Raw genomic sequence first — 20,005 nt, 5'->3', positions numbered from 1 at the left:
CTTCGTTCATGTGGCGTTCATAAAACGGACAGGGTTAAGGGTCACTAAACATCGCTTCACAAGCGCGTGTCGGGGCGTGACCGGCAGGTGTACGAGCAGCGGCCGAAAACGGCTCAGTAGGGCGGCTCGGCATAGACCAGCTTGCCGTCGATCAGCAGGCGCTTGATCGCGGCCGTCCCATCCGGCGCCACCGCGGCGACGACCTCGATCCGGGCCCGCGATGTGGTCTCGATGCGGCGACCCTGGCCCTGCGGCACGAAATAGCTCTCGAGCCCATAGGCGACGCGCAGGCGTCCCGCGCCAGTGGCACAGTCGGCCTGCCCGGCTTCGTTGGGCGCGCAGGCGCCGGTGGAGAGGACCCGCCCGGCGATCACCACCTCGCCCTCGCCGGCGGCTGGACGCGTCGCGGCAATCGCCTTCGCCTGGGCAAAGCCCTCGGCGTCGCGCACCAGCGTCACATAAACCGGATCGCCGCGCCGCAGCCCCTTCGCCTCGCCGGGGCCGGCCGCGACGGTGCTCATCGGATAGGCGAGCACGACATAATCGCCGCGGAACAGGTCGCGCGGATCGACCGGGACCGTCCGCAGCCGAACCTCCTGGCCACCACGCAGGATCGAGGCGCGGCTCTCGACGAGGGCCAGCAGCCCGCCGCAGAGAAGCAGCATCGCCGCCAGCATCCGACCGATCAGCGGGATCCGCGCCAGCAGCGCATCGGCGCTCGCCAGCTTCGCGACGGTCGGGGTCATGGCGCAGCCTCCCCCGCCGGTCGTGAAAACCGCGCGAAGAGCCGCCGCGCCCCGCTGGCGAGGCCGAGCAGCACTGCGCCCGCCACGAGGAAGAACAGCGACTGGTCGAGCAGCGTGCCGATCGTCTGCCAGAGCAGGATCAGGATCGCGAGACCGAGCAGGCCCGAGCCCGCCAGCGTCAGGCGCCGCACCCCGCCGGACACGCCCGCGATGACGAGCGCGACCGCCGACGCCAGCACGAGGCTCGCCACCACGACCTTGCCGGGCAGGCCGACGGCCAGCCCGCTCCAGAACACCAGCGGCACGACGAGGCCGAAGATCAGCGCCAGCGCCAGCGGCCAGGCGAAGCGCCGGTCGCGCGCAAGCCCGGCACAGGCAGCGATCGCAGCGAGCGCCGCGGCATAAGCCGCATAGTTCGCCCAGGAGGCACGCCCGGCGCGCGAACCATGCAGGTCGAGGATGCGGATCAGTTCGAAATCGAGCATCACCACGAAGCCGAGCAGCCCCCAGGGCAGGCAGCAGCCCAGCAGGGCGAGTCCGCCGCGGTCGAGCGCCATGGCACCGAGCGCGACGAAGGCGGCCGAGATCGCCAGACCATAGGCGAGCAGCCCGTAATCGAAGGCGCGGCCGAACCAGTCGCCCGGCACCATCACCAGCCAGAACGCCAGCGCGAGCACGGCGAGGTGATGGACGAGGCGGTTCTGCCGCCCCCAGGCGAGCAACAACGCCGGCAGATAAACGAGAAAGAAGGTGCCTTGCAGCGTGGCCTGGCTCTCCTGCCAGCGCCCACCGCTCCAGGCGCAGAGCGCGACAAAAGTCACCACCAGCGCGCCGTTTGAGCCCATCAGTAAGGCGACGGCGAGCCCGCCCAGCGCCACCATCAGCGCGCCGGCCGGCCAATCCGCCGGCAGATGGTACATCTGGCCGATCAGCGCGATGCCGGCGCCGAAGATCAGCACAGCGCAGGTCGCAGCCGCATCGCTCCCCGCGGCGGAGCCCCGACGCTCCAGCCCCGCGGCGATCCCGAGCGCCCCGAGGACGCCGGCCAGGATCATCGCGAGCTTCAGAAGACGCGGCATCGCCTCCCAGTTGGCGGCGACGAAGGCTGCGATGCTGGCTGCGATCAACAACCCGCCGAACAGGCCGAGCAGGGCCGGCAGGCGAAACCCGCCCTCGGCGGCGACGGACTGGCGGATGGCACCGGCAGAGTCTGCCGTCAGCAGCCCCTCACCAACCCAGCGTGTCAGGTCGGCCTCGAGCCGCTTGCGATAGGACCCCGTCAGCATGGCCGACAATCTGGCATGGGCGAGAGGCCGTTGGCGAGGGGGCGGATCCTATCCGCGTCATGCTCGGGCTCGCCCCGAGCATCTCGTGCAGGAGAGTCTCGTACCAGACCTTCTCCTGCAAGAGCTTCTCGGGTCGGCGCTACGCGCCGCCCGAGAATGACGAGAGGTCAGCCCGCCGCCTTCGCCGCGCGCGCCGCCTTGACTCGCTTCAGGTCCGGCGGCGTCGCTTCGTCGAGCATCGCCTCCAGCATGGCGTCGAGGCTCATCACCGTCTGCGCCTGGCTGCCGAGACGGCGCACGGTCACCGTCCGCTCCTCCGCCTCGCGCTTGCCGACGGCCAGGATCACCGGGACCTTGGCCAGCGAGTGCTCGCGCACCTTGTAGGAGATCTTCTCGTTGCGAAGGTCGGCGCGGGCCCGCAGGCCAGCCGAGAGGCAGGCCATCGTCACGTCCTCGGCATAGGCATCCGCCTCGGAGGTGATCGGGCAGACCAGGATCTGCTCGGGCGCGAGCCAGAGCGGGAAATGCCCGGCGAAGTTCTCGATCAGGATGCCGGTGAAGCGCTCCAGCGAGCCGCAGATCGCGCGGTGGACCATCACCGGCTGCTTCTTCTCGCCATCGGCGCCGATATAGAAGGCGCCAAAACGCTCGGGCAGGTTGAAATCGACCTGCGTCGTGCCGCACTGCCAGTCGCGGCCGATGGCGTCGCGCAGGACATATTCGAACTTAGGCCCGTAGAAGGCGCCCTCGCCCGGATTGATCTCGGTCTTGATCCGCCCGCCCGACTGCGCCGCGATCTCGATCAGGACGCGGTTCATCACATCCTCGGCATGGTCCCAGAGCGCGTCCGAGCCGACGCGCTTCTCGGGCCGCGTCGAGAGCTTGATGACGAGGTCGTCGGTGAAGCCGAAATCCTCGTAGACCGACAGGATCAGGTCGTTGATCTTCAGGCACTCGGCCGCGAGCTGGTCCTCGGTGCAGAAGATGTGCGCGTCGTCCTGGGTGAAGCCGCGCACGCGCATCAGCCCGTGCAGCGCGCCCGAGGGCTCGTAGCGATGCACGGCGCCGAATTCCGCCAGCCGGATCGGCAGATCGCGGTAGCTCTTCAGACCGTGCTTGAAGATCTGCACATGGCCGGGGCAGTTCATCGGCTTCAGCGCGAAGACCTTCTGGTCCTTCGTCGCATCGTTGGGGTTCTCGAAGGCCGAGGCCGACTTCACCGCGAACATGTTGTCCTGGTACCAGCCCCAGTGGCCCGACGTCTCCCAGAGCGACTTGTCGAGGATCTGCGGCGCGTTGACCTCCTCGTAGTCGGCGGCGAGCCGGCGACGCATATAGGTCAGGATCTCCTGGAACAGCCGCCAGCCCTTGGAGTGCCAGAAGACGACGCCCGGCCCCTCCTCCTGGAAGTGGAACAGATTCATCTCGCGGCCGAGCTTGCGGTGGTCGCGCTTCTCCGCCTCCTCGATCTGGTGCAGATGGGCGTCGAGTTGTTCCTGCTTGGCGAAGGCCGTGCCGTAGATGCGGGTCAGCATGGCGTTGTTGCTGTCGCCGCGCCAATAGGCGCCGGCCACCTTCATCAGCTTGAAGGCGGTGCCGACCTTGCCGACCGAGGTCATGTGCGGGCCGCGGCAGAGGTCGATCCACTCGCCCTGCGCATACATCTTCAGCGTCTGGTCTTCGGGGATCGCATCGACGAGCTCGACCTTGTAGGCCTCGCCCTTCGCCGCGAAGAACGCCTTGGCCTTGTCGCGGCTCCACTCGTCCTTGGTGAAGGGCGCGTCCCTGGCGATGATCTCGCGCATCTTCTTCTCGATGACCGGCAGGTCGTCGGGCGTGAAGGGCTCGTTGCGGGCGAAGTCGTAGAAGAAGCCGCCCTCGATCACCGGGCCGATCGTCACCTGCGTGCCGGGCCAGAGCGCCTGCACGGCTTCGGCGAGCACATGGGCGCAGTCGTGCCGGATCAGTTCGAGCGCACGTGGGTCCTCGCGCGTCAGGAACTCGATCTTCGAGTCCTTGCCGATCGGATCGGCGAGATCGACGACGACGCCGTCGATGGCCATGGCCACGGTGCGCTTGAGGAGAGAGGGAGAGATGCCGCCGGCAATCTCCTTTCCGGTGATGCCGGAGGGAAATTCGCGCTTCGCGCCATCGGGAAAGGTCAGGGAGATCGTCATCGATCGTCGCTCCTGCTCACTCGGGGATACGAACCCCGTAAGACAAGGCCGGATACGGGGGAGAGCTGGACCAGGGCTGGACCGGCGCGGCGCTATCCGTATCCGGGGAAGGACAGCACCGGGAATGCCCCGCCTATACGAGCGCGCCGCGGCAGGCAATCGGGAGGGCAGCTGAAAGCGCTGCCTCGGCAAGGCCTGTGGGCCGCAAGGCCGTACCTGTCCGTTTCGTCATGATCCGCTCACCGGCCGGCAAAGCGCGATCCGCACAATCGCCAAGGTTGCGCCACCGCTTCGCCACAGGAGAAATTCCGCCATGCCGCTCATCCGCACCGCCGTCTTCGCCGCCCTCGCCGGCCTCGTCCTCACCACCGCGGCAGCGCCGGTTCAGGCGCAGAACCGCGGCGCGATGCGCCAGGCCTGCGGGCCAGACGTCGCCCGCCTCTGCCCCGGCGTGAAGCCGGGCGGCGGGCGCATCGTCGCCTGCTTCAAGGAGAAGGCGGCCGAATTGTCGCCGGGCTGCCGGACGGCCCTGCAGCAGGCCCAGGCCCAGCGCTGACCGCGCCCTCGTCGTCCTCGGCCGGCGGCGCGTTCACCCCGCGCCACCGGCCATAGGACCAGGGCCGGTACCAGGCGGCATCGGATGGCAGCTCCTCGCAGACCAGGTCGATGCCGCTCGTCCCAAGCGGGGTGCAGCGGCAGATTCGGGCCACGCCGACCCAGCCCCCTCGCCAGAGCCCGAACCGCAGGATCGCCTCGTCCGTATAGGTGGAGCAGCTCGGCCAATGACGGCAATGCCGCCCGATCAGCATCGACAGGCTGAGCTGGTAGCCGCGGATCGCCCAGTGGGCGGCCTGCCGCGGCGCCCGCTTGACAGAGGCGGCCTGAGCGAAAAGACGTGACAATCCCTGCTGCGATGCCATTTCATCCCGCCCGTCGTTCCAGCCGAGATTCGCCATGCACCGCCCCGCTTCGCGCCCTGCCCTGTCCGGCCTGCGAGCCTCCGCGCTCGGCTTCGCCGCGGCCCTGTGCCTGGCGGCGGCGCCCGCCGACGCGCAGCAGCGCGCCAACCTGCTCTGGCTCGAACCCGGCAAGGTCGACCTCGCGACGCTGATCGGCCTGCCGCCGGCGATGAACTCGCCCGAGCAGAAGCGGGAGTTCGACGAGGTGCTGCAGATCGCGCTCGCCCGCACACCCGAGCGCGAAAAGGCAGCGATTGCCGACCAGTACCAGACGCTCGCCCGCTTCCTCGAGGGCGCCGGCATTCCCTTCGCCGGCAACGAGCACCGCGAGGTGCGCCTGCTCTATCGCGAGGCGCAGATCGAGCTCGGCATCGTGCTGCTCGGTGTCCGCCGCCTGACCAACCGCCAGCGCCCCTTCACGGTCTGGAACAAGGTCCGCGTCAAGCCGTGTCCGGGAGGCCGCCCCGAAGGCACCTCCTTCCCGGCCGGCCATGCGGCGACCGCCGCGCTCTATGCCGAGCTGCTGGGCACGGCGGCGCCGGAACTCGCCGGCAAGCTCGAAGAGCGGGTCAAGGATTATGGCGAGAGCCGCCTCGTCTGCGGCTTCCATTACCGCAGCGATCTCGCGGCGGGCGACAAGGCCGGCCGGGCCGTCGCCAAGGCGCTGCTCGCCGACCGCGCCTTCAGGGCCCGCTTCGACGAGACGCGCGCCGAGACGCGGCTGGCGCTCGGCGTGAAATAGGCGGAACTCCCCGCGCTCACGCGACGGCGGCGGCCTGCCGCCGCTGCTCGATCTGGCCGATCGCGTCGACGACGGCATCGAAGGTCAGCAGGGTCGAGGCGTGGCGCGCCTTGTAGTCGCGCACCGGCACCAGCACGGAGAGATCCGCCCATTTGCCCTCGGGCGGCTCGGCCTCTTCCTTGAGGATGGCACGGGCCTGCTCGCGCACGCGGCGAAGCTCGTCGGCGGTCGAGCCGACGACATGCCGCGCCATGATCGAGGACGAGGCCTGGCCCAGGGCGCAGGCCTTCACGTCATGCCCGAAGCCGGTGACCACATCGCCGTCCATGGTCACATCGACCGTCACGGTCGAGCCGCAGAGCCGCGAATGCGCCTTCGCGGTTGCATCGGGCGCGGGCAGCCGCTCAAGAAGCGGGATGTTCGCCGCCAGTTCGAGGATGCGCTTGTTGTAGACGTCGCTCAGCATGTCGTGATCTCCGCCGGGCTGGAGTGACCGGCGCCAAGCCTCAATATAGGGTGCAGTGGCGATCGGCGGGAGAGCACAGATGATCGCAGCGACCCGCGAAAAATTTCCTGACGCATCGCTCTTGCCACATGGTCCAGACGGACGCCGGCCACGTAAGAGCATCACCGTAACGGGAGGCGCCACATGAACCCGGTGGTTAAGTCCTTGTCAGTCGAACGGGCCCTGGGCCCCTCAGCCGACAAGTTTCTGATCAAGCAGCCGACGCAGGAGCAGGCGGAGGAGGCAGTGCGGACCCTTCTCCTCTGGGCGGGGGACGATCCCTCGCGCGAAGGGCTGCAGGACACGCCCCGGCGCGTCGCCAAGGCCTACAAGGAATTCTACAAGGGCTATGACGAGGATGCGGCCGAGATTCTCGACCGTGTCTTCGAGGAGGTCGAGGGCTATCGCGACATGGTCCTTGTCCGCGACATTCCCTTCTACTCCCATTGCGAGCACCACATGGTGCCCTTCGTGGGCAAGGCCCATATCGGCTATTATCCGGCCAAGGGCGTCGTGGGCCTCTCCAAGCTCGCCCGCGTCGTCGATGTCTATGCGCGCCGCTTGCAGACGCAGGAGACGATGACGGCGCAGATCGCCGACGTGATCGATCGCGTGCTGAAACCCCGGGGCGTCGCCGTCCTGATCGAGGCCGAGCATATGTGCATGTCGATGCGCGGCGTGCAGAAGCAGGGCTCCTCGACCATGACGACGCGCTACACCGGCCTGTTCAACGAGCCGGCCGAGCAGGTGCGCTTCTTCACCATGGTGAAGTCGCCGGGCCTCTGACGAGCGGGCGCGCGGCACCACCGCGCGCCTGCCGTTCCGCCCCTAGATGCGGCCAGCCATCACGCCGCCATCGACGTCGTGGATCGCCCCCGTCGTCCAGCCGGCCCGCTCCGACAGCAGAAACGCGATATGGGCCGCGACGTCGGTCGGTCGACCGACACGGCCAATCGGATGGAACGCGTCGAAGCCGCCGGTCAGCGTCGCCTCGATGGCGTCTGGCTCGATGAAGGCGCCGTAGATGGGCGTGACGACGACCGCCGGCGAGACGGCGTTCACACGGATGTTCAGGCCCGCGAGTTCCATCGCGAGATGCTGCGTCAGGGCATGGAGGCCCGCTTTCGCCATCGAATAGGCGGAGGACGGCGTCGCCTTGACGGCCTGTCGCGCCCACATCGAGCCGATGGTGACGATCGCCCCGCCTCCGTGCGTCGCCATATTCCGGGCGACCGCCTGCGTCACGAAATAGATCGCCCGGTTGAGCGCGTGGTAGCGGTCGAAATCCGCGGCGGTGTGCTCCAGAAACGGCTTCGGAAAGAAATAGCCGGCCGCGTTCACCAGCTGATCGATATGGCGTCCGTCGCCATCGATCCGGCGGATCAGCCCATCCACGGCAGCGGCCTCGTAAAGATCCACTGCGATCGTCTCGACGGCGCCACCACTGTCCTTCTCGATTTGCCGTTTCGCGATGGCCAGCTTGGCGGGATCTCGCCCGACGAGGGCGATGCTTCTGCCTTCGGAGGCGAGCAGCGCTGCCGTAGCGAAGCCCATTCCGGATGACCCACCGACAACCAGGCTCAACGAACGTCCCATGATAAACTCTCCTGATGAATCTATCTATCGATAGATAGACAATCAGAACCTAGGAAGTTGAGATCGCCAGCGTCAAGCCTTATCTATCAATCGATAGAGAGGCGGACATGGTTGAAGCACCAGCGCGCGAACAGATTCTGGACGCGGCCGAACAGCGGGCGCGGATGACCGGCTATCACGGCTTCAGCTTTCGCGACGTCGCGGAGGACGTCGGCATCAAGAGCTCGAGCGTCCATTACCATTTTCCCACCAAGGGCGACCTCTGCGAGGCCCTGGCACAACGCTATACCGTGCGGGCGGCCGACCGGCTGGGAGATCCCCGGAGCCTGCCGCCTGGCGAAGGGCTGGAGCGGGTCACGGCCCTGTTTCGTGATGCCTTGCTGGTCGAGGACCGGATGTGTCTCTGCGGGTTATTCGGTGCGCAGCGGGACGCGTTGCCCGCCCAGGTCGCCACGGCGGTGTCCGCATTTTTCCAGATGATCCTGGATTATCTCGATGCCTCGCCGAGGGCGTCACGAGGCAGCCATAACCCGGCGGCCTTGGTGGCCCGTCTCGAGGGAGCCCTCATTCTGGCGCGGACGCTGAACAGCCCGAGCGTGTTCGAGGACGCGCTCCGGGATACGTCCGCCTGAGCCATGTCGCCCCCTGCCAACCATCGCCTCCCGACAAACAGAAACTCCTGCCGAATGAGACACCGATGATTGATTTCCCGGTCCTCGAGACCAAATCGGCCCTCGAGGAGGGCACCACCTTCGCCCCGCGCTTCGATGCCAACGGGCTCGTCACCTGCGTCACCACGGATGCGGAGACGGGCGAATTGTTGATGGTCGCGCATATGAACGCCGACGCGCTGGCGCGCACCATCGAGACCGGCGAGGCCTGGTACTGGTCGCGCTCGCGCGGCGAACTCTGGCACAAGGGCGCGACCTCCGGCCAGATCCAGACCGTCGTCGAGATGCGGGTCGACTGCGACCAGGACGCACTCTGGCTCAAGGTCAAGGTTGCCGGCGATGGCGGCTGCTGCCACACCGGCCGCCGCTCCTGCTTCTACCGGGAGCAGCCGCTGCGCGACGCCGACGCACCCCTGCGCTTCGTCTGACGCCGCGCATCGCCCTTCGGGCGGGTGACGGTTTCCTCACGTCTGCCTGTCAGCTTCCACGGGCCGTCACGCGGCGGACACGAAGCGCTGGCAGGCCCTTTGCCTGCAGTGCGGGGATAGGGATGGCAGGGATCGGCTCGATGAACGACGCCAGCATGGCCAGCACGGCCGCGAACGGGCGGCCGAAGATCGGCCTCGCCCTCGGCGGCGGCGCCGCACGGGGCTGGGCTCATATCGGCGTCCTCGAAGTCCTGAGCGAAGCCGGCCTGAAGCCGGACGTCATCGCCGGGACCTCCATCGGTGCCGTCGTCGGCGGCTGCTTCGCGGCCGGCAAGCTCGCGGAGTTGGCGGACTTCGCCACCAGCCTGACCAAGCGGCGCGTCGTCGGCCTGATGGATTTTCACATCGGCGGCGCCGGGCTGATCGGCGGCGGGCGGCTGAAGCGGCTGCTGGAGCGCGATCTCGCCGGCCAGCGCATCGAGGGGCTGCCGACACGCTTCGTCGCGATCGCTACCGAACTCGGCACCGGCCACGAGATCTGGCTGACGCAGGGCCCGCTCGTCGATGCGCTGGGTGCGTCCTATGCGCTGCCGGGCGTGTTCGACCCCGTGAAGCTCGGCGGTCGCTGGCTGATGGACGGGGCGCTGGTCAATCCCGTCCCGGTGACGGCTGCGCGGGCGCTCGGCGCCGACATTGTGATCTGCGTCAACCTGAACAGCGATCTTGCCGGCCGCGGCACCATCATCCAGCAGCATGCGGCCGATCCCGATCCCGATCCCGAGCTCGTGCCGGAACTCGACGTCCGCCCGACCTCGCGCTGGCTGGGCGGCATCACCGGCGCGGCGCGGCGCGTGCGCGGCCTCGTCGGCCGGCAGGGCGAGGCGAGGCCCGGCCTCGCAGGCGTCATGATCGACGCCTTCAACATCACGCAGGACCGGATTTCGCGCTCGCGGCTGGCGGGCGATCCGCCCGATGTGATGATCGGGCCCAAGCTCGGCCGCACCGGCCTGTTCGACTTCCACCGCGCCCAGGAGACGATCGAGCTCGGCCGCCAGGCGACGCGCCGCTGTCTCGACGAGATCGAGACGGCGATCGCCGGCAGCCGGCTCTCGGCCTGAGCCCGCGGCGAGGCCCTACGCCATTGCGATGTAATCGCGCATCGCGCGGCTCTCGGCCTCGATCGCCGCGACACGGTGCTTGACCACGTCGCCGATCGAGACGAGGCCGACCACCCGGCTGTTCTCGACCACCGGAACATGCCGGAAGCGGCCCGAGGTCATGATCTCCATCAGCTCGTCGACGCTGGTCTGGGCGCGGCAGGTCACGACCTTGGCCGTCATCGCCCGCGACACCGGGCTGTCGAGCGCCGCCGCGCCGCTCTCGCCGAGCGCGCGGATGATGTCCCGCTCCGAGAGAATGCCGACTAGCGCCCCGTCGGCGCCCATCACCACCACCGCGCCGATGCGCTTCTCGCTCAGTGTCTTCACAGCCTCGCCCAGCGTGCGATGCGGCTGGACGGAGATGACCTCGCGTCCCTTGTCCCCCAGAAGCTGCTCGACATTCATGGCGTCGTCCTCCTTGCGGTGGCGCCGTTGTCCGGCGCGCGGATTCGTCCTGTTCCCGCCAGCCGGGCCGGACTCGACCGTCCGGCGAGACCGCGGGAACGCTGCGAAGACGACGAGTGTGGGCGAAGACCGGGGCGCAGGCAAGGCAGCCGCGCCCTGCCCTCAGCGGCGGACTGCGCCGCGGTCGAACAGGGGAAACAGCAGCAGGCCGACAAGGAATCCGCCGATATGCGCCTCCCAGGCGATGCTGGTCTCCTCGCCGAGGATCGGCACGAGCCCGGCGCCGAACAGGATGTTCGTGGCAAACCAGAAGACGATGAACAGCATCGCGCGCGAGTTGCGCCAGAGCTGGCCGATCGGCTCGGCAGGAATCGCCCGCACCACCGCATCGTCGGCGAGCGAACCGAAGCGCAAGCCCGGCGCGAAGACGAAGCGGATCGCCGCGGCCGTCGCGCCCGAGACCGCCGCCGAGGCGCCGACCAGCGGCAGCACGTCGAGCTCGCGGGCGAACCAGTGCAGCAGAGCGCCGCCGATGGTCGAAAGGCCCATCAGGCTGAGGAAGCGGCCGCTCCCGAGCCGGCGCGCCACGGGGCTGCCGAAGGCGGCGAGCCAGACGACATTGGTGAGCAGATGCACCCAGGAGCCGTGCAGCAGGCCATAGCTCAGCAGCGTCCACAGCCGCGGCCCGCCATCGGCCAGCAGCAGCCGCACAAGCTGCAGCCGGCTGGCGACATCCTGGCCGGTCGCTGAGCCTGCCACCGCCGAGACCATGTCCTCGAGCCGCTCCGGCGACAGCCACAATGTAAGACGCGCCGGCACGAAGGCGAGCCACGACAGGAGCAGATAGTCCTCATAATCCGGCAGCAGCGCGCGCAGGCCCTGGACGGCGGCCAACAGCACGGCAAGCCAGATGATGACGGCGGGGAGGTTGAGGATCGGCTCGCGCTGGGTCGGTGCGGGATGGCCGGGAACGGGATGGGACATGCGCTGCAACCCTTGCCGAAGCGGCCGTCTCTGGCAAGCGAGCGCGCGACCGGCGGACGGAAAAAAGGGGAGCGGCCTTTCGGCGCTCCCCTTCCCCCCGGCTGTGCGGGCGCGGGGCTTTCGCCCCCGCCACGGTCACGTCCCCCCGGCCCCTCCGGACGCCGCCCAAGCAGGCGACGAAACCTAAAATTTGATAATCATTTTAAGCGGTTATCCACAATCGAAAGGTCTTGTTAACCCTAATGCACCGTTCACCCGAACAGCGAGCGGCGGGCATGGCAAGACGGCATGACGCCTGCGTCCTTCGCCGACAGAAGGGCCGATTCGTCCCGCCACCTGACGGTTCTGCGCCATCGCGGGACGAAGGGACCGGGCATGGGGAAGAGGCCGCAGCACTGGGTACCGGAATGAAGAACACAAGCACCCGCCTCGTCTTCGAGTATTGGGACGCTCTCCGCGGAGAGCGCTCTGCACCCGAGCGTGGCGAAATCGAGCCCGGCGCCCTGCGCCACGCTCTCGCCGATACCTTCGTTCTGGAGAATGAACCCATCGGACCTGTCTTCAGGCTTGCGGGCACGCGGCTCTGCGCGCTCTTCGGGCACGAATTGAGGGGCCGCGCCTTCAGCGCCCTGTGGCCGGATGTCGGATCGCAGACCGAAATGCGCCGCCTCACCCAGACCGTGATGGACGAAAGCGCCGGTGCCGTCGCCGGCATGGCGGCCGAGACCGCGACCGGCGCACCGGTCTATCTCGAGCTGCTGCTGCTGCCGCTGCGCTATCGCGGCCGCACCCATGCCCGCATGCTGGGCGCCCTCTCCGCCTCGGCGACGCCGGAATGGCTCGGCCTCGACACCATCGAGTCGATGCGGATGATCTCGCTGCGCATGCTATGGCCGGGGATTTCGCTGAGACAGCCGCCCCAGGCGCCGGCGCGCGGACGGCCGCCGAAATTCATGGTTCTTCCCGGCGGACGCGCCTGAGATACAACCATGCGTTAACCAGCGCACCCGTAGGATCGGCCCGAAAGCAGGCTGACCTTTGATGTTGAGCGCCCTACAACCGCCCCGGACGGCTGCACGCACTGCCGAGCGCAGGCGCCATCATCGTATGAAAGTCGTGCTGTTGGGCCGCTACATGCTGCCCAACCGCATGGAATATCCCTGCCAATCGATCGACATCTCCCCCGGCGGCGTCCATCTCGCCGCACCGGCCCGGGCCAATCCGGGCGATCGCGTCATCGTCTATCTCGAACATCTCGGCCGCATCGAGGGCACCTGCGTGCGCACCACGATGGAAGGCTTCGCGATGACGATCACCGCGACCAGCCGCAAGCGCGAAAAATTCACCGCCCAGCTGACCTGGCTCGCCAATCGCGAGGAGCTCGGCCTGCCGGAGGATCGCCGCCACGAGCGCATCGTCCCGCGCAACCCGCGCGCTGTCCTGACCATGGAGGACGGGGCCGAACATGTCGTGCGGCTGATCGACATCTCGCTCTCGGGGACGGCCTTCACCACCGATCTCGACCTGCCGCTGAATACGCCGCTGCGCGTCGGCTCGACGCCCGCCAAGATCGTTCGCCGCTTCGACGGCGGCTATGCGGCGGAATTCCGCTTCCCGCTCTCCGCCGACCTGCTCGACGAGAATCTCGAGCTCTGACGGCCGTACGCCGCGCGCCCCGGCGCGCGGCTGCTTGCGCCGGCTAACCGCAGCCGCCATAGCCTTGCAGGGTCTGAAACGCTGCAGATCGCGGGCATGGCGTACAAGCTGATCATCTTCGACTTCGACGGCACGCTCGCCGACACCTTCCCGTGGTTCACCGCCGTGCTGAACGACGTGGCCCAGCGCTACCGCTTCCGGCGCATCGAAGCGCATGAGGTCGACAGCCTGCGCGGCTACAGCGCCCGCCAGCTGCTCGACCATCTCGGCATCAAGCCCTGGAAGCTGCCCTTCATCGCGCGGCATATGCGCCGCCTTGCCACCGATGACGGCGAGCCCGCCCCCATCTTCCCCCGCATCGAGCCGATGCTGCGGCAGCTCGGCGCGGCCGGCTTCGTCCTCGCCATCGTCAGCTCCAACACGGAGCGCAACATCCGCCGCGCGCTCGGCCCGGAGCTGGCGGGCCTCTTCAGCCATTTCGCCTGCGGCGCCGGCCTCTTCGGCAAGGCGGCGAAATTCCGCCAGATCGCCCGGCGCGCGGCGGTCGAGCACGACCGGTGCCTGTGCATCGGCGACGAGATCCGCGACGGCGAGGCTGCCCGCGAGGCCGGCATGGCCTTCGGCGCCGTCGGCTGGGGCTTCACCAGCTCCGCGGCTCTCGAGGCGCTGGCGCCGGAGTTCCTGTTCTCGGACATGGACGAGATCGTCCCCCGCCTGCGCGCCGGCACCCTCCCGGCCACGGAGGCAGCGGGACGGTTAACGCATTGTATCCAGGCGAGCCGCGATAATTAACGCGCCCTGAATCCTGCCGTCGAATTTGAACGAAGCTGTTTTTCCACTGATTGATACTGACTTGCGTCGGCGGATGTCTTCGCCCGATTAGCTACAATTGTTCGCTTTCATTTCAAGCCAAATCCATGAGCCGGCGGCATCGTCCACCCCAGGGACAGAAAGGGGACGACATGCCTATGACTAACCGCTACCTTCTGGGAACGGCCTTCGCGATCATCCTGGCGGCCGCCGCCACTTCGCCGGTCGAGGCGCAGCCGGCCGGCGCCATTCCGGTCGCCACGGCCCCGGCCGACGCATCGGGCGACGCCCGGGCGCCCTATGCCTGGAGCGATCTCTGCCGGCGCAGCCCCGCCGAATGCCGGGTCGACCAGCGCGAGCCGGAGCGCGTCGAGATGACGCCGAAGCTCTGGAAGACGATCCTGGCCGTCAACGGCAAGGTCAATCGCGAGATCGAGGCCGTCACCGATGAAGAGCATTGGGGCGTGGTCGATCGCTGGGACCTGCCCGAGGACGGCAAGGGCGACTGCGAGGATTTCGCGCTGCTGAAGCGCAAGCGCCTGGCCGAGGCCGGCGTGCCGCGCCGCGCCATGCCGATGACCGTCGTGATCGACGAGGAGAATGCCGGCCACGCCGTGCTGATGATCCGCACCGACCGGGGCGACTTCATCCTCGACAACAAGCGCAACGCCGTCCTGCCCTGGAGCCAGACCGGCTACGTCTACGTCAAGCGCGAGTCGCAGCTCCGCACGGGCTGGACCTCGCTCGGCGGCGCGCAGACCTCCACCGTCGCCTCGGTGCGCTGAGACCGTCGCGCCAGGACGGGCGCGATCTCTGAACACGGACCGGTTCGCCGGTCCAACTGGACGGCGAGACTTGGTCACGTCCCCACCCACCCGTCCCCAAGGCCGGGTTTCGCCAAGGGCCGGCTCCCTCCCCCGGGGGCCGGCCCGCCCTTTTTTGGTGCCGATCTCAGTCGAGCCGGACCAGCCCGGTGGCGAACTGTTTCCAGCGCGCGACATAGCCGCGGGCTGAGGCCGTGATGCCGGCGGCCGCCGCCTCGTCGAGCGTGCGGATCGCACGCGCCGGCGAACCGACGATCAGCGAATTATCCGGAAATTCCTTGCCCTCGGTCACCAGCGCATTGGCGCCGACCAGGCTGTTGCGGCCGATCTTGGCGCCGTTCAGCACCGTCGCCCCCATGCCGACCAGGCTGTTCTCGCCGATGATGCAACCATGCAGGATGGCGCGATGGCCGATCGTGCAGTGGGCGCCGACGACCAGCGGCGAGCCCATGTCGGTGTGCAGCACGCAGCCTTCCTGGATGTTGCTGCCGGCCCCGATCTCGATCCATTCATTGTCGCCGCGCAGCACGGCGCCGAACCAGATGCCGACATCGGCGGCAAGCCGGACGCGGCCGATCACATGGGCGTCGGGCGCCAGCCACCATTGGCCGTCGCCGGGGGTTTCGGGCGCTTGTCCGTCGAGGGCATAAAGAGGCATGGCCGGTTGTCCTTCCGCGCGTGGGCGGTCTCAGGAGTGGCCGCCAGCCACGGGCGCCGTCAAGTCGCGAGCGCGTTGAGCAGGTCGAGCACGAGCCGGCCGGAGAAGACGCTCCAGATCGCGGCGATCATCGCCGCCAGCATCATGAAGGGAACGGGCCTCCCCTCGATCCGCCGCCCGCGCACCGTGTTGCGCAGGATCAGGAAGGGCGCGCTGAAGACTACGACCGGCACGCTGGCGACCGCAACCAGCCCGCCGGCCTGCAGCAGGCGGAAATCGGCCCGCCGCGTCGTGAACAATTCGAAGGCAGAGGCGAGGAGCCCGGCGAAGGCGAAGCCGATGAACAGCGCCTTCAGGACTTCCAAAGCGGCGGGATCGATCGTCAAGGGGCCAGCTCCGGCAGTCGCGACCACCGGAACCTGCAACATGGTTGACGAAGTGTGAAGGAAAGCCTGAACGATTGGTTAACGCCCGCCACACCTCGCGCGGTACGCATGGTTTACGCGCCGTTAACGCCGCGATGCTTCACTGCGCGCAGATCCGCAAGGCGCAGCCGTGACCGCATACCATCCCCAGGACCCGGTTCATCATCCCGCCTCGGCCGCTGGCCTGACGGAAGCCCTGCGTGCCCGCCTGAAGCGCCCGCAGCCCCCGCCGCCGCGGGCCGACGCGGCTATCGTCAAGGCGGGGTTCGGCATCATGCTGGCGGCCGCACTGGCGACCGGCCTCGCCTTTCATCTGAGCCATGACCGCGACCCGGCCGAGCCCACGCTCCAGCCCGCCCGCATCGGCAGCGTCTCGCTGCTGGTGCCGCAGAACCTGACCGGCGCGGAACCCGACGACACCAGCCGTCTCGTCGGCATGGTCCGCCTCCGTCTGGACTGGCCGAGCCTCGGCCCGGCGCAGACGGGCCCGGGCACCGGTCAGAACCGCCAGCGGCTGCTGGTGACGCTGAGCCCGCCCGATAAGGTCAACGAGCCGCAGACGCAGCTCTCGGTCTATGCCCGCTTCCTGACTCCCACCGTCTGGTCGAATCCGGGCGGGCTGGTCGTGCGCGGCTTCCGCAAGGGCTCGCCCTATGAGGGCGACGAGCTCTATGTCTCGGTGCCGGACGGGCGTGGCTTCGCCGCCCGCTGCCCGGTCGACGGCGCCCGTTCCGGCGTCGCCGGGCCCGATCTCGACGAGCCCTGCCGCGTCACCTTCCGCCACCGCGGGATGGACGTGAACATCCGCTTCCCACGCGCCATCATCGCCGATTGGGAGCTGATGCTCGGCGGTGTCCGCCGCACCATCGACGGCCTGATCCGCTGAGCCACAAGCGGCAATAGGCCGCCGCTGCCGGAATCGCAGGCGGTCGCGTCAGACGGGCGCCTGCGCGAAACCCGTCAATCCTCGAGATCGACGTCGAGGATCGCCATCGTGAAGTTGAACGAACGGTCGCCGTCCTCGTCGTCGACATGGATGATGCCGATGAACTCGTCGGCGAGATAGACCTCGGCCGAATCGTTCTTCTTCATCCGCGCGCGCACGCTGATGCCGTGATTGTTGAAGGTGCGCCGCAGATAGCCCTCGAGCTTGGCGAGTTCGGTCTTGTCCATGGGACGGGTCCTTTCGAATTGGCCGGACGGATGCCATGGCCTGCCGGTGAGGGCAAGCCGCCAAGCTGCTCCGTCCCCGGTGGCGGAGCGGAACGGGTGGGCGCGAGGCGCCCTCTGCCGCAAGAAGAGGCAACGGAACCACCGCCCTCTCCCATCGCGACACGGTCGAACACAAGCCTCGGCTGCCCCTAGCGGCTGGTCATCGGGACGCTCGGCCCGGCAGAGAGCGACCTCAACGCGCTTTTGATATGCGTCAACTTTCTCCGACACCGAACGTGTCAGGCTGCCAGCGCATTCGTTGGAGGGGCAGATGCGCATCGTGCTGGTTCATCCGAACTATCATTCCGGCGGAGCTGAGATCGCCGGCAACTGGCCACCTGCCTGGGTGGCCTACCTGTCCGGGCATCTCCGGGACGCCGGCTTCGACGACATCACCTTCATCGATGCGATGACGAACGATCTCACCGATGACCAGTTGCGAGCCCGGCTGGCCGAGCTCCAGCCCGATGTGGTCGGCACGACCGCGATCACCCCGTCGATCTACAAGGCGGAGGAGGTGCTGAAGATCGCATCGGAGGTGGCCCCGCACGCCGTCCGCGTGCTCGGCGGCATCCACGCGACCTTCATGTACAAGCAGGTGCTCTCCGAGGCCCCCTGGGTCGACGTGATCGTACGCGGCGAGGGCGAGGAGATCTTCCGCGAGCTGATCCGGACGATCGCAGCGGGCCAGTGGCCGGCTGACCGCGCGCGCATCAAGGGCCTCGCATTCATGGATGGCGACCAGATCGTCGCGACACCGGCAGCACCGACGGTCAAGGATCTCGACGGGATCAATCCCGACTGGTCGCTGCTGGAATGGTCGAAATACATCTACGTGCCGCTCGGCGTACGCGTCGCCATCCCCAACATGGCCCGCGGCTGTCCGTTCACCTGCTCGTTCTGCTCGCAGTGGAAATTCTGGCGCGACTACCGTGTGCGCAATCCGGTCAAGATCGTCGATGAAATCGAGAAGCTGGTCAACGAACACCAAGTCGGCTTTTTCATCCTTGCCGACGAGGAACCGACGATCAACCGCAAGAAATTCATCCAGTTCTGCGAGGAACTCATCGCGCGCGGCCTGCCCGACAAGGTCAAATGGGGCATCAACACCCGCGTCACCGACATCTACCGCGACCGTGATCTCCTGTCCTTCTACCGCAAGGCAGGGCTCGTCCATGTCAGCCTCGGCACGGAAGCGGCTGCGCAGCTGAAGCTCGACCAGTTCAACAAGGAGACCAAGGTCGAGGAGAACAAGGAAGCGATACGCCTCTTGCGCGAAGCCGACATCTTCACGGAGGCGCAGTTCATCGTCGGCCTGGACAACGAGACGCCGCAGACGCTGGAAGAGACGTTCCAGATGGCTTGGGACTGGCAGCCCGACCTGGCCAACTGGGCCATGTACACGCCCTGGCCCTTCACGCCGCTGTTCCAGGAGCTCAAGGACAAGGTCGAGATCTTCGATTTCTCGAAATACAACTTCGTCACCCCGATCATGGCGCCCGAAGCGATGACGCGGGGCGAACTGCTGAACGGCGTGATGAAGAACTACCGCCGGTTCTATTCCCGCAAGGCCCTGTTCCACTATCCCTGGCGCGGGACGGGCTTCCGGCGGCGCTATCTGCTCGGCTGCCTGAAGGCGTTCCTGAAAGCCGGTTTCCAGCGCAAGTTCTATGATCTCGGCAAGGCCGGTTACTGGGGGCCGCAATCGAAGGAGAAGGTCAACTTCAACTTCGATCGCACACGCAAGATCGCCCCGGCCCAGATGGACGACTGGGAGGCGGCCGCCGACCGCGCTTCGCAGGCGCGCGCGCGGCGCGAAGCGCGACAGCCCCTGGTCGCCTGCGGCGGCAGCACCGCGCAGCTTGAGGAGCTGCCTATGCCTGACGCCACCGCCCGGCCGGCCGGCGCGGCCCAACACCCATGCTGAGCGCAGGCCTGACCTTCGCGTCGGCGGTCGATGCGCGGGCGGAAGCGGGGCTTGTCGGCCCCAACGCCGTCATCCAGCTGGCCGAGGCGTTGCGCGCCGCTCCCGATTCCGTCGGCGCGGCCGAGCATGTGTTCAGCGAGGCCGGGTTTCCCCGGTTCCTGCGATCGCCGCCCTCCGACATGATCGACGAGGCGATCCCCGCCCGCCTCTTCGCGGCGCTGTGGCGTGAACTGCCGCCGGCAAGGGCCGCTGCCATCGCCCATGATGCCGGCCGCCGGACCGGCACCTATGTGCTGGCTAACCGCATCCCATCAGCGGCGCGGTTGATCCTGCGGGCGCTGCCGCCACGCCTTTCCGCGCCGCTGCTGCTGAAGGCCATCCGCAAGCACGCCTGGACCTTCGCGGGTTCGGGCACCTGCCGCGTCGCCGCTGGCCGGCCCTGCGTCATCACCATCGAGCGCAACCCGCTCGCGATGCCGGGTGGCGCCTGGCATGTCGGTGTCTTCGAATGCCTGTTTCGAGCGCTGGTCAGCAGAAGGGCAGTGGTCCGCTACGCCGACGACACGATCGCCGGCTTGCCCATCTGCCGCTTCGAGATCGACATCCCGACGCTGAGCGCCTCGAACGATCGCGCGCGGGTCCCACCGCGCGACACGGCGCAGCCTCTGCCGAGGCCTTGATCACAGCCGAAATCCCTACCCTCGCTCGCAGGCAGGCATCATCAACGAGGGGCAGCGGAGCGCCGTGACCCACGTTGGATAACGGTCCGCATCCGGAGAGTCCGGATGCGGCGCGGCGGGCTTGAGCAACCTGTCGCACGCCCCCTGGCGCTCC

Annotated in this window: 24 protein-coding genes; 13 read left to right on the top strand and 11 right to left on the bottom strand. The window is 68.0% G+C overall.

The features are described from left to right. Nucleotides 1-113: 113 nt before the first annotated feature. The 3 genes from ABIE41_RS14095 to thrS form a co-directional block, all read right to left on the bottom strand. Nucleotides 114-746 carry a GDYXXLXY domain-containing protein gene (locus ABIE41_RS14095; protein ID WP_192641020.1) on the bottom strand — a complete coding sequence of 211 codons (633 nt, stop codon included), beginning with the start codon at nt 744-746 and terminating at the stop codon, nt 114-116. Continuing rightward, nucleotides 743-2,032, bottom strand: a complete 1,290-nt coding sequence (locus tag ABIE41_RS14090; RefSeq protein WP_192641019.1) for a DUF2157 domain-containing protein — start codon at nt 2,030-2,032, stop codon at nt 743-745. Before ABIE41_RS14090 ends, ABIE41_RS14095 begins: the two co-directional genes overlap by 4 nt. 167 nt (nt 2,033-2,199) lie before the next feature. Beyond that, nucleotides 2,200-4,209, bottom strand: coding sequence for a threonine--tRNA ligase (gene thrS, locus ABIE41_RS14085; RefSeq protein WP_192641018.1), 2,010 nt, complete (start codon nt 4,207-4,209; stop codon nt 2,200-2,202). A gap of 313 nt (nt 4,210-4,522) precedes the next feature. Here thrS and ABIE41_RS14080 point away from each other — a divergent pair, with 313 nt between their 5' ends. Next, nucleotides 4,523-4,765, top strand: coding sequence for a cysteine rich repeat-containing protein (locus tag ABIE41_RS14080; protein WP_192641017.1), 243 nt, complete (start codon nt 4,523-4,525; stop codon nt 4,763-4,765). Here ABIE41_RS14080 and yidD read toward each other — a convergent pair. After that, nucleotides 4,695-5,129, bottom strand: a complete 435-nt coding sequence (yidD, locus tag ABIE41_RS14075; protein ID WP_192642772.1) for a membrane protein insertion efficiency factor YidD — start codon at nt 5,127-5,129, stop codon at nt 4,695-4,697. The two genes, ABIE41_RS14080 and yidD, sit on opposite strands and share 71 nt — an antisense overlap. 34 nt (nt 5,130-5,163) lie before the next feature. Between yidD and ABIE41_RS14070 the strand changes: the two genes are divergently transcribed. Beyond that, on the top strand, nt 5,164-5,910 hold the full coding sequence (locus ABIE41_RS14070) for a phosphatase PAP2 family protein (RefSeq protein ID WP_192641016.1): 747 nt from the start codon (nt 5,164-5,166) through the stop codon (nt 5,908-5,910). 16 nt (nt 5,911-5,926) lie between these two features. On the opposite strand, the gene ABIE41_RS14065 is transcribed toward ABIE41_RS14070, so the two are convergent. Further along, nucleotides 5,927-6,376: an iron-sulfur cluster assembly scaffold protein gene (locus ABIE41_RS14065; RefSeq protein WP_192641015.1), complete on the bottom strand. Its 450-nt coding sequence runs from the start codon at nt 6,374-6,376 to the stop codon at nt 5,927-5,929. A 183-nt stretch (nt 6,377-6,559) separates the two neighbouring features. Between ABIE41_RS14065 and folE the strand changes: the two genes are divergently transcribed. Beyond that, nucleotides 6,560-7,201, top strand: coding sequence for a GTP cyclohydrolase I FolE (gene folE, locus ABIE41_RS14060; protein ID WP_192641014.1), 642 nt, complete (start codon nt 6,560-6,562; stop codon nt 7,199-7,201). Between the two features lie 42 nt (nt 7,202-7,243). Here folE and ABIE41_RS14055 read toward each other — a convergent pair whose 3' ends face one another. Then, entirely contained in the window at nt 7,244-8,011 is a 768-nt protein-coding gene (locus ABIE41_RS14055; RefSeq protein WP_192641013.1) for an SDR family NAD(P)-dependent oxidoreductase, read from the bottom strand. 107 nt (nt 8,012-8,118) lie between these two features. On the opposite strand from ABIE41_RS14055, the gene ABIE41_RS14050 reads away from it, so the two are divergent. From ABIE41_RS14050 to ABIE41_RS14040, 3 genes are all read left to right on the top strand, one after another. Beyond that, nucleotides 8,119-8,643 (top strand): TetR/AcrR family transcriptional regulator, encoded by a 525-nt coding sequence (locus ABIE41_RS14050; RefSeq protein ID WP_192641012.1) that lies wholly within the window; start codon nt 8,119-8,121, stop codon nt 8,641-8,643. Nucleotides 8,644-8,708: 65 nt separating this feature from the next. After that, entirely contained in the window at nt 8,709-9,110 is a 402-nt protein-coding gene (gene hisI / locus ABIE41_RS14045; protein WP_192641011.1) for a phosphoribosyl-AMP cyclohydrolase, read from the top strand. A 140-nt stretch (nt 9,111-9,250) separates the two neighbouring features. Next, complete coding sequence (locus ABIE41_RS14040) at nt 9,251-10,228, top strand: patatin-like phospholipase family protein (protein WP_354192278.1); 978 nt, start codon at nt 9,251-9,253, stop codon at nt 10,226-10,228. 15 nt (nt 10,229-10,243) lie between these two features. Here the strand turns inward: ABIE41_RS14040 and ABIE41_RS14035 are convergent, their stop codons facing one another. Both ABIE41_RS14035 and ABIE41_RS14030 read right to left on the bottom strand, forming a co-directional pair. Then, nucleotides 10,244-10,675: a CBS domain-containing protein gene (locus tag ABIE41_RS14035; RefSeq protein ID WP_192641009.1), complete on the bottom strand. Its 432-nt coding sequence runs from the start codon at nt 10,673-10,675 to the stop codon at nt 10,244-10,246. A 162-nt stretch (nt 10,676-10,837) separates the two neighbouring features. Then, the gene (locus ABIE41_RS14030) at nt 10,838-11,659 is read right to left on the bottom strand and encodes a rhomboid family intramembrane serine protease (RefSeq protein ID WP_192641008.1); all 822 of its coding nucleotides are present in this window, start codon (nt 11,657-11,659) and stop codon (nt 10,838-10,840) included. 407 nt (nt 11,660-12,066) lie between these two features. Between ABIE41_RS14030 and ABIE41_RS14025 the strand changes: the two genes are divergently transcribed. The 4 genes from ABIE41_RS14025 to ABIE41_RS14010 all read left to right on the top strand — a co-directional run bounded on the left by ABIE41_RS14025 (nt 12,067) and on the right by ABIE41_RS14010 (nt 14,910). Next, nucleotides 12,067-12,639, top strand: a complete 573-nt coding sequence (locus tag ABIE41_RS14025) for a PAS domain-containing protein (protein WP_192641007.1) — start codon at nt 12,067-12,069, stop codon at nt 12,637-12,639. A gap of 61 nt (nt 12,640-12,700) precedes the next feature. Beyond that, nucleotides 12,701-13,315 (top strand): PilZ domain-containing protein, encoded by a 615-nt coding sequence (locus ABIE41_RS14020; RefSeq protein WP_192641006.1) that lies wholly within the window; start codon nt 12,701-12,703, stop codon nt 13,313-13,315. Nucleotides 13,316-13,411: 96 nt separating this feature from the next. After that, on the top strand, nt 13,412-14,107 hold the full coding sequence (locus tag ABIE41_RS14015) for an HAD hydrolase-like protein (RefSeq protein WP_192641005.1): 696 nt from the start codon (nt 13,412-13,414) through the stop codon (nt 14,105-14,107). Between the two features lie 176 nt (nt 14,108-14,283). Beyond that, on the top strand, nt 14,284-14,910 hold the full coding sequence (locus tag ABIE41_RS14010) for a transglutaminase-like cysteine peptidase (protein WP_354192274.1): 627 nt from the start codon (nt 14,284-14,286) through the stop codon (nt 14,908-14,910). A gap of 166 nt (nt 14,911-15,076) precedes the next feature. On the opposite strand, the gene ABIE41_RS14005 is transcribed toward ABIE41_RS14010, so the two are convergent. Together ABIE41_RS14005 and ABIE41_RS14000 are read right to left on the bottom strand one after the other, a co-directional pair. Next, nucleotides 15,077-15,607: a gamma carbonic anhydrase family protein gene (locus ABIE41_RS14005; RefSeq protein ID WP_192641003.1), complete on the bottom strand. Its 531-nt coding sequence runs from the start codon at nt 15,605-15,607 to the stop codon at nt 15,077-15,079. Nucleotides 15,608-15,666: 59 nt separating this feature from the next. Continuing rightward, nucleotides 15,667-15,993, bottom strand: coding sequence for a DUF6949 family protein (locus tag ABIE41_RS14000; RefSeq protein ID WP_192641002.1), 327 nt, complete (start codon nt 15,991-15,993; stop codon nt 15,667-15,669). A 169-nt stretch (nt 15,994-16,162) separates the two neighbouring features. Between ABIE41_RS14000 and ABIE41_RS13995 the strand changes: the two genes are divergently transcribed. After that, the gene (locus tag ABIE41_RS13995; RefSeq protein ID WP_192641001.1) at nt 16,163-16,918 is read left to right on the top strand and encodes a hypothetical protein; all 756 of its coding nucleotides are present in this window, start codon (nt 16,163-16,165) and stop codon (nt 16,916-16,918) included. A 74-nt stretch (nt 16,919-16,992) separates the two neighbouring features. On the opposite strand, the gene ABIE41_RS13990 is transcribed toward ABIE41_RS13995, so the two are convergent. Then, nucleotides 16,993-17,205 (bottom strand): DUF3126 family protein, encoded by a 213-nt coding sequence (locus ABIE41_RS13990; RefSeq protein WP_054141925.1) that lies wholly within the window; start codon nt 17,203-17,205, stop codon nt 16,993-16,995. A 310-nt stretch (nt 17,206-17,515) separates the two neighbouring features. On the opposite strand from ABIE41_RS13990, the gene bchE reads away from it, so the two are divergent. Together bchE and bchJ are read left to right on the top strand one after the other, a co-directional pair. Next, entirely contained in the window at nt 17,516-19,171 is a 1,656-nt protein-coding gene (gene bchE, locus ABIE41_RS13985) for a magnesium-protoporphyrin IX monomethyl ester anaerobic oxidative cyclase (RefSeq protein WP_192641000.1), read from the top strand. Continuing rightward, nucleotides 19,165-19,851 carry a bacteriochlorophyll 4-vinyl reductase gene (gene bchJ, locus ABIE41_RS13980; RefSeq protein ID WP_192640999.1) on the top strand — a complete coding sequence of 229 codons (687 nt, stop codon included), beginning with the start codon at nt 19,165-19,167 and terminating at the stop codon, nt 19,849-19,851. Before bchE ends, bchJ begins: the two co-directional genes overlap by 7 nt. Nucleotides 19,852-20,005 lie beyond the last annotated feature (154 nt).

This window comes from Bosea sp. OAE506 (assembly GCF_040546595.1).
In the GTDB taxonomy this organism is placed as follows: Bacteria; Pseudomonadota; Alphaproteobacteria; order Rhizobiales; family Beijerinckiaceae; genus Allobosea.
This window is presented reverse-complemented; position numbering and strand designations above follow the sequence as displayed.

Excerpts from the sequence above, each read along its gene's own strand:
- ABIE41_RS14030 (WP_192641008.1), bottom strand. The coding sequence starts at position 11,659 with ATGTCCCATCCCGTTCCCGGCCATCCCGCACCGACCCAGCGCGAGCCG.
- ABIE41_RS13990 (WP_054141925.1), bottom strand. The coding sequence starts at position 17,205 with ATGGACAAGACCGAACTCGCCAAGCTCGAGGGCTATCTGCGGCGCACC.
- ABIE41_RS14025 (WP_192641007.1), top strand. The coding sequence starts at position 12,067 with ATGAAGAACACAAGCACCCGCCTCGTCTTCGAGTATTGGGACGCTCTC.
- ABIE41_RS14080 (WP_192641017.1), top strand. The coding sequence starts at position 4,523 with ATGCCGCTCATCCGCACCGCCGTCTTCGCCGCCCTCGCCGGCCTCGTC.
- ABIE41_RS14040 (WP_354192278.1), top strand. The coding sequence starts at position 9,251 with ATGAACGACGCCAGCATGGCCAGCACGGCCGCGAACGGGCGGCCGAAG.
- bchE (WP_192641000.1), top strand. The coding sequence starts at position 17,516 with ATGCGCATCGTGCTGGTTCATCCGAACTATCATTCCGGCGGAGCTGAG.
- hisI (WP_192641011.1), top strand. The coding sequence starts at position 8,709 with ATGATTGATTTCCCGGTCCTCGAGACCAAATCGGCCCTCGAGGAGGGC.
- ABIE41_RS14065 (WP_192641015.1), bottom strand. The coding sequence starts at position 6,376 with ATGCTGAGCGACGTCTACAACAAGCGCATCCTCGAACTGGCGGCGAAC.
- ABIE41_RS14015 (WP_192641005.1), top strand. The coding sequence starts at position 13,412 with ATGGCGTACAAGCTGATCATCTTCGACTTCGACGGCACGCTCGCCGAC.
- ABIE41_RS14005 (WP_192641003.1), bottom strand. The coding sequence starts at position 15,607 with ATGCCTCTTTATGCCCTCGACGGACAAGCGCCCGAAACCCCCGGCGAC.
- ABIE41_RS14070 (WP_192641016.1), top strand. The coding sequence starts at position 5,164 with ATGCACCGCCCCGCTTCGCGCCCTGCCCTGTCCGGCCTGCGAGCCTCC.
- ABIE41_RS14055 (WP_192641013.1), bottom strand. The coding sequence starts at position 8,011 with ATGGGACGTTCGTTGAGCCTGGTTGTCGGTGGGTCATCCGGAATGGGC.
- ABIE41_RS14090 (WP_192641019.1), bottom strand. The coding sequence starts at position 2,032 with ATGCTGACGGGGTCCTATCGCAAGCGGCTCGAGGCCGACCTGACACGC.
- ABIE41_RS14035 (WP_192641009.1), bottom strand. The coding sequence starts at position 10,675 with ATGAATGTCGAGCAGCTTCTGGGGGACAAGGGACGCGAGGTCATCTCC.
- ABIE41_RS14095 (WP_192641020.1), bottom strand. The coding sequence starts at position 746 with ATGACCCCGACCGTCGCGAAGCTGGCGAGCGCCGATGCGCTGCTGGCG.
- yidD (WP_192642772.1), bottom strand. The coding sequence starts at position 5,129 with ATGGCATCGCAGCAGGGATTGTCACGTCTTTTCGCTCAGGCCGCCTCT.
- ABIE41_RS14010 (WP_354192274.1), top strand. The coding sequence starts at position 14,284 with ATGACTAACCGCTACCTTCTGGGAACGGCCTTCGCGATCATCCTGGCG.
- ABIE41_RS14050 (WP_192641012.1), top strand. The coding sequence starts at position 8,119 with ATGGTTGAAGCACCAGCGCGCGAACAGATTCTGGACGCGGCCGAACAG.
- bchJ (WP_192640999.1), top strand. The coding sequence starts at position 19,165 with ATGCTGAGCGCAGGCCTGACCTTCGCGTCGGCGGTCGATGCGCGGGCG.
- folE (WP_192641014.1), top strand. The coding sequence starts at position 6,560 with ATGAACCCGGTGGTTAAGTCCTTGTCAGTCGAACGGGCCCTGGGCCCC.
- ABIE41_RS14020 (WP_192641006.1), top strand. The coding sequence starts at position 12,701 with ATGTTGAGCGCCCTACAACCGCCCCGGACGGCTGCACGCACTGCCGAG.
- thrS (WP_192641018.1), bottom strand. The coding sequence starts at position 4,209 with ATGACGATCTCCCTGACCTTTCCCGATGGCGCGAAGCGCGAATTTCCC.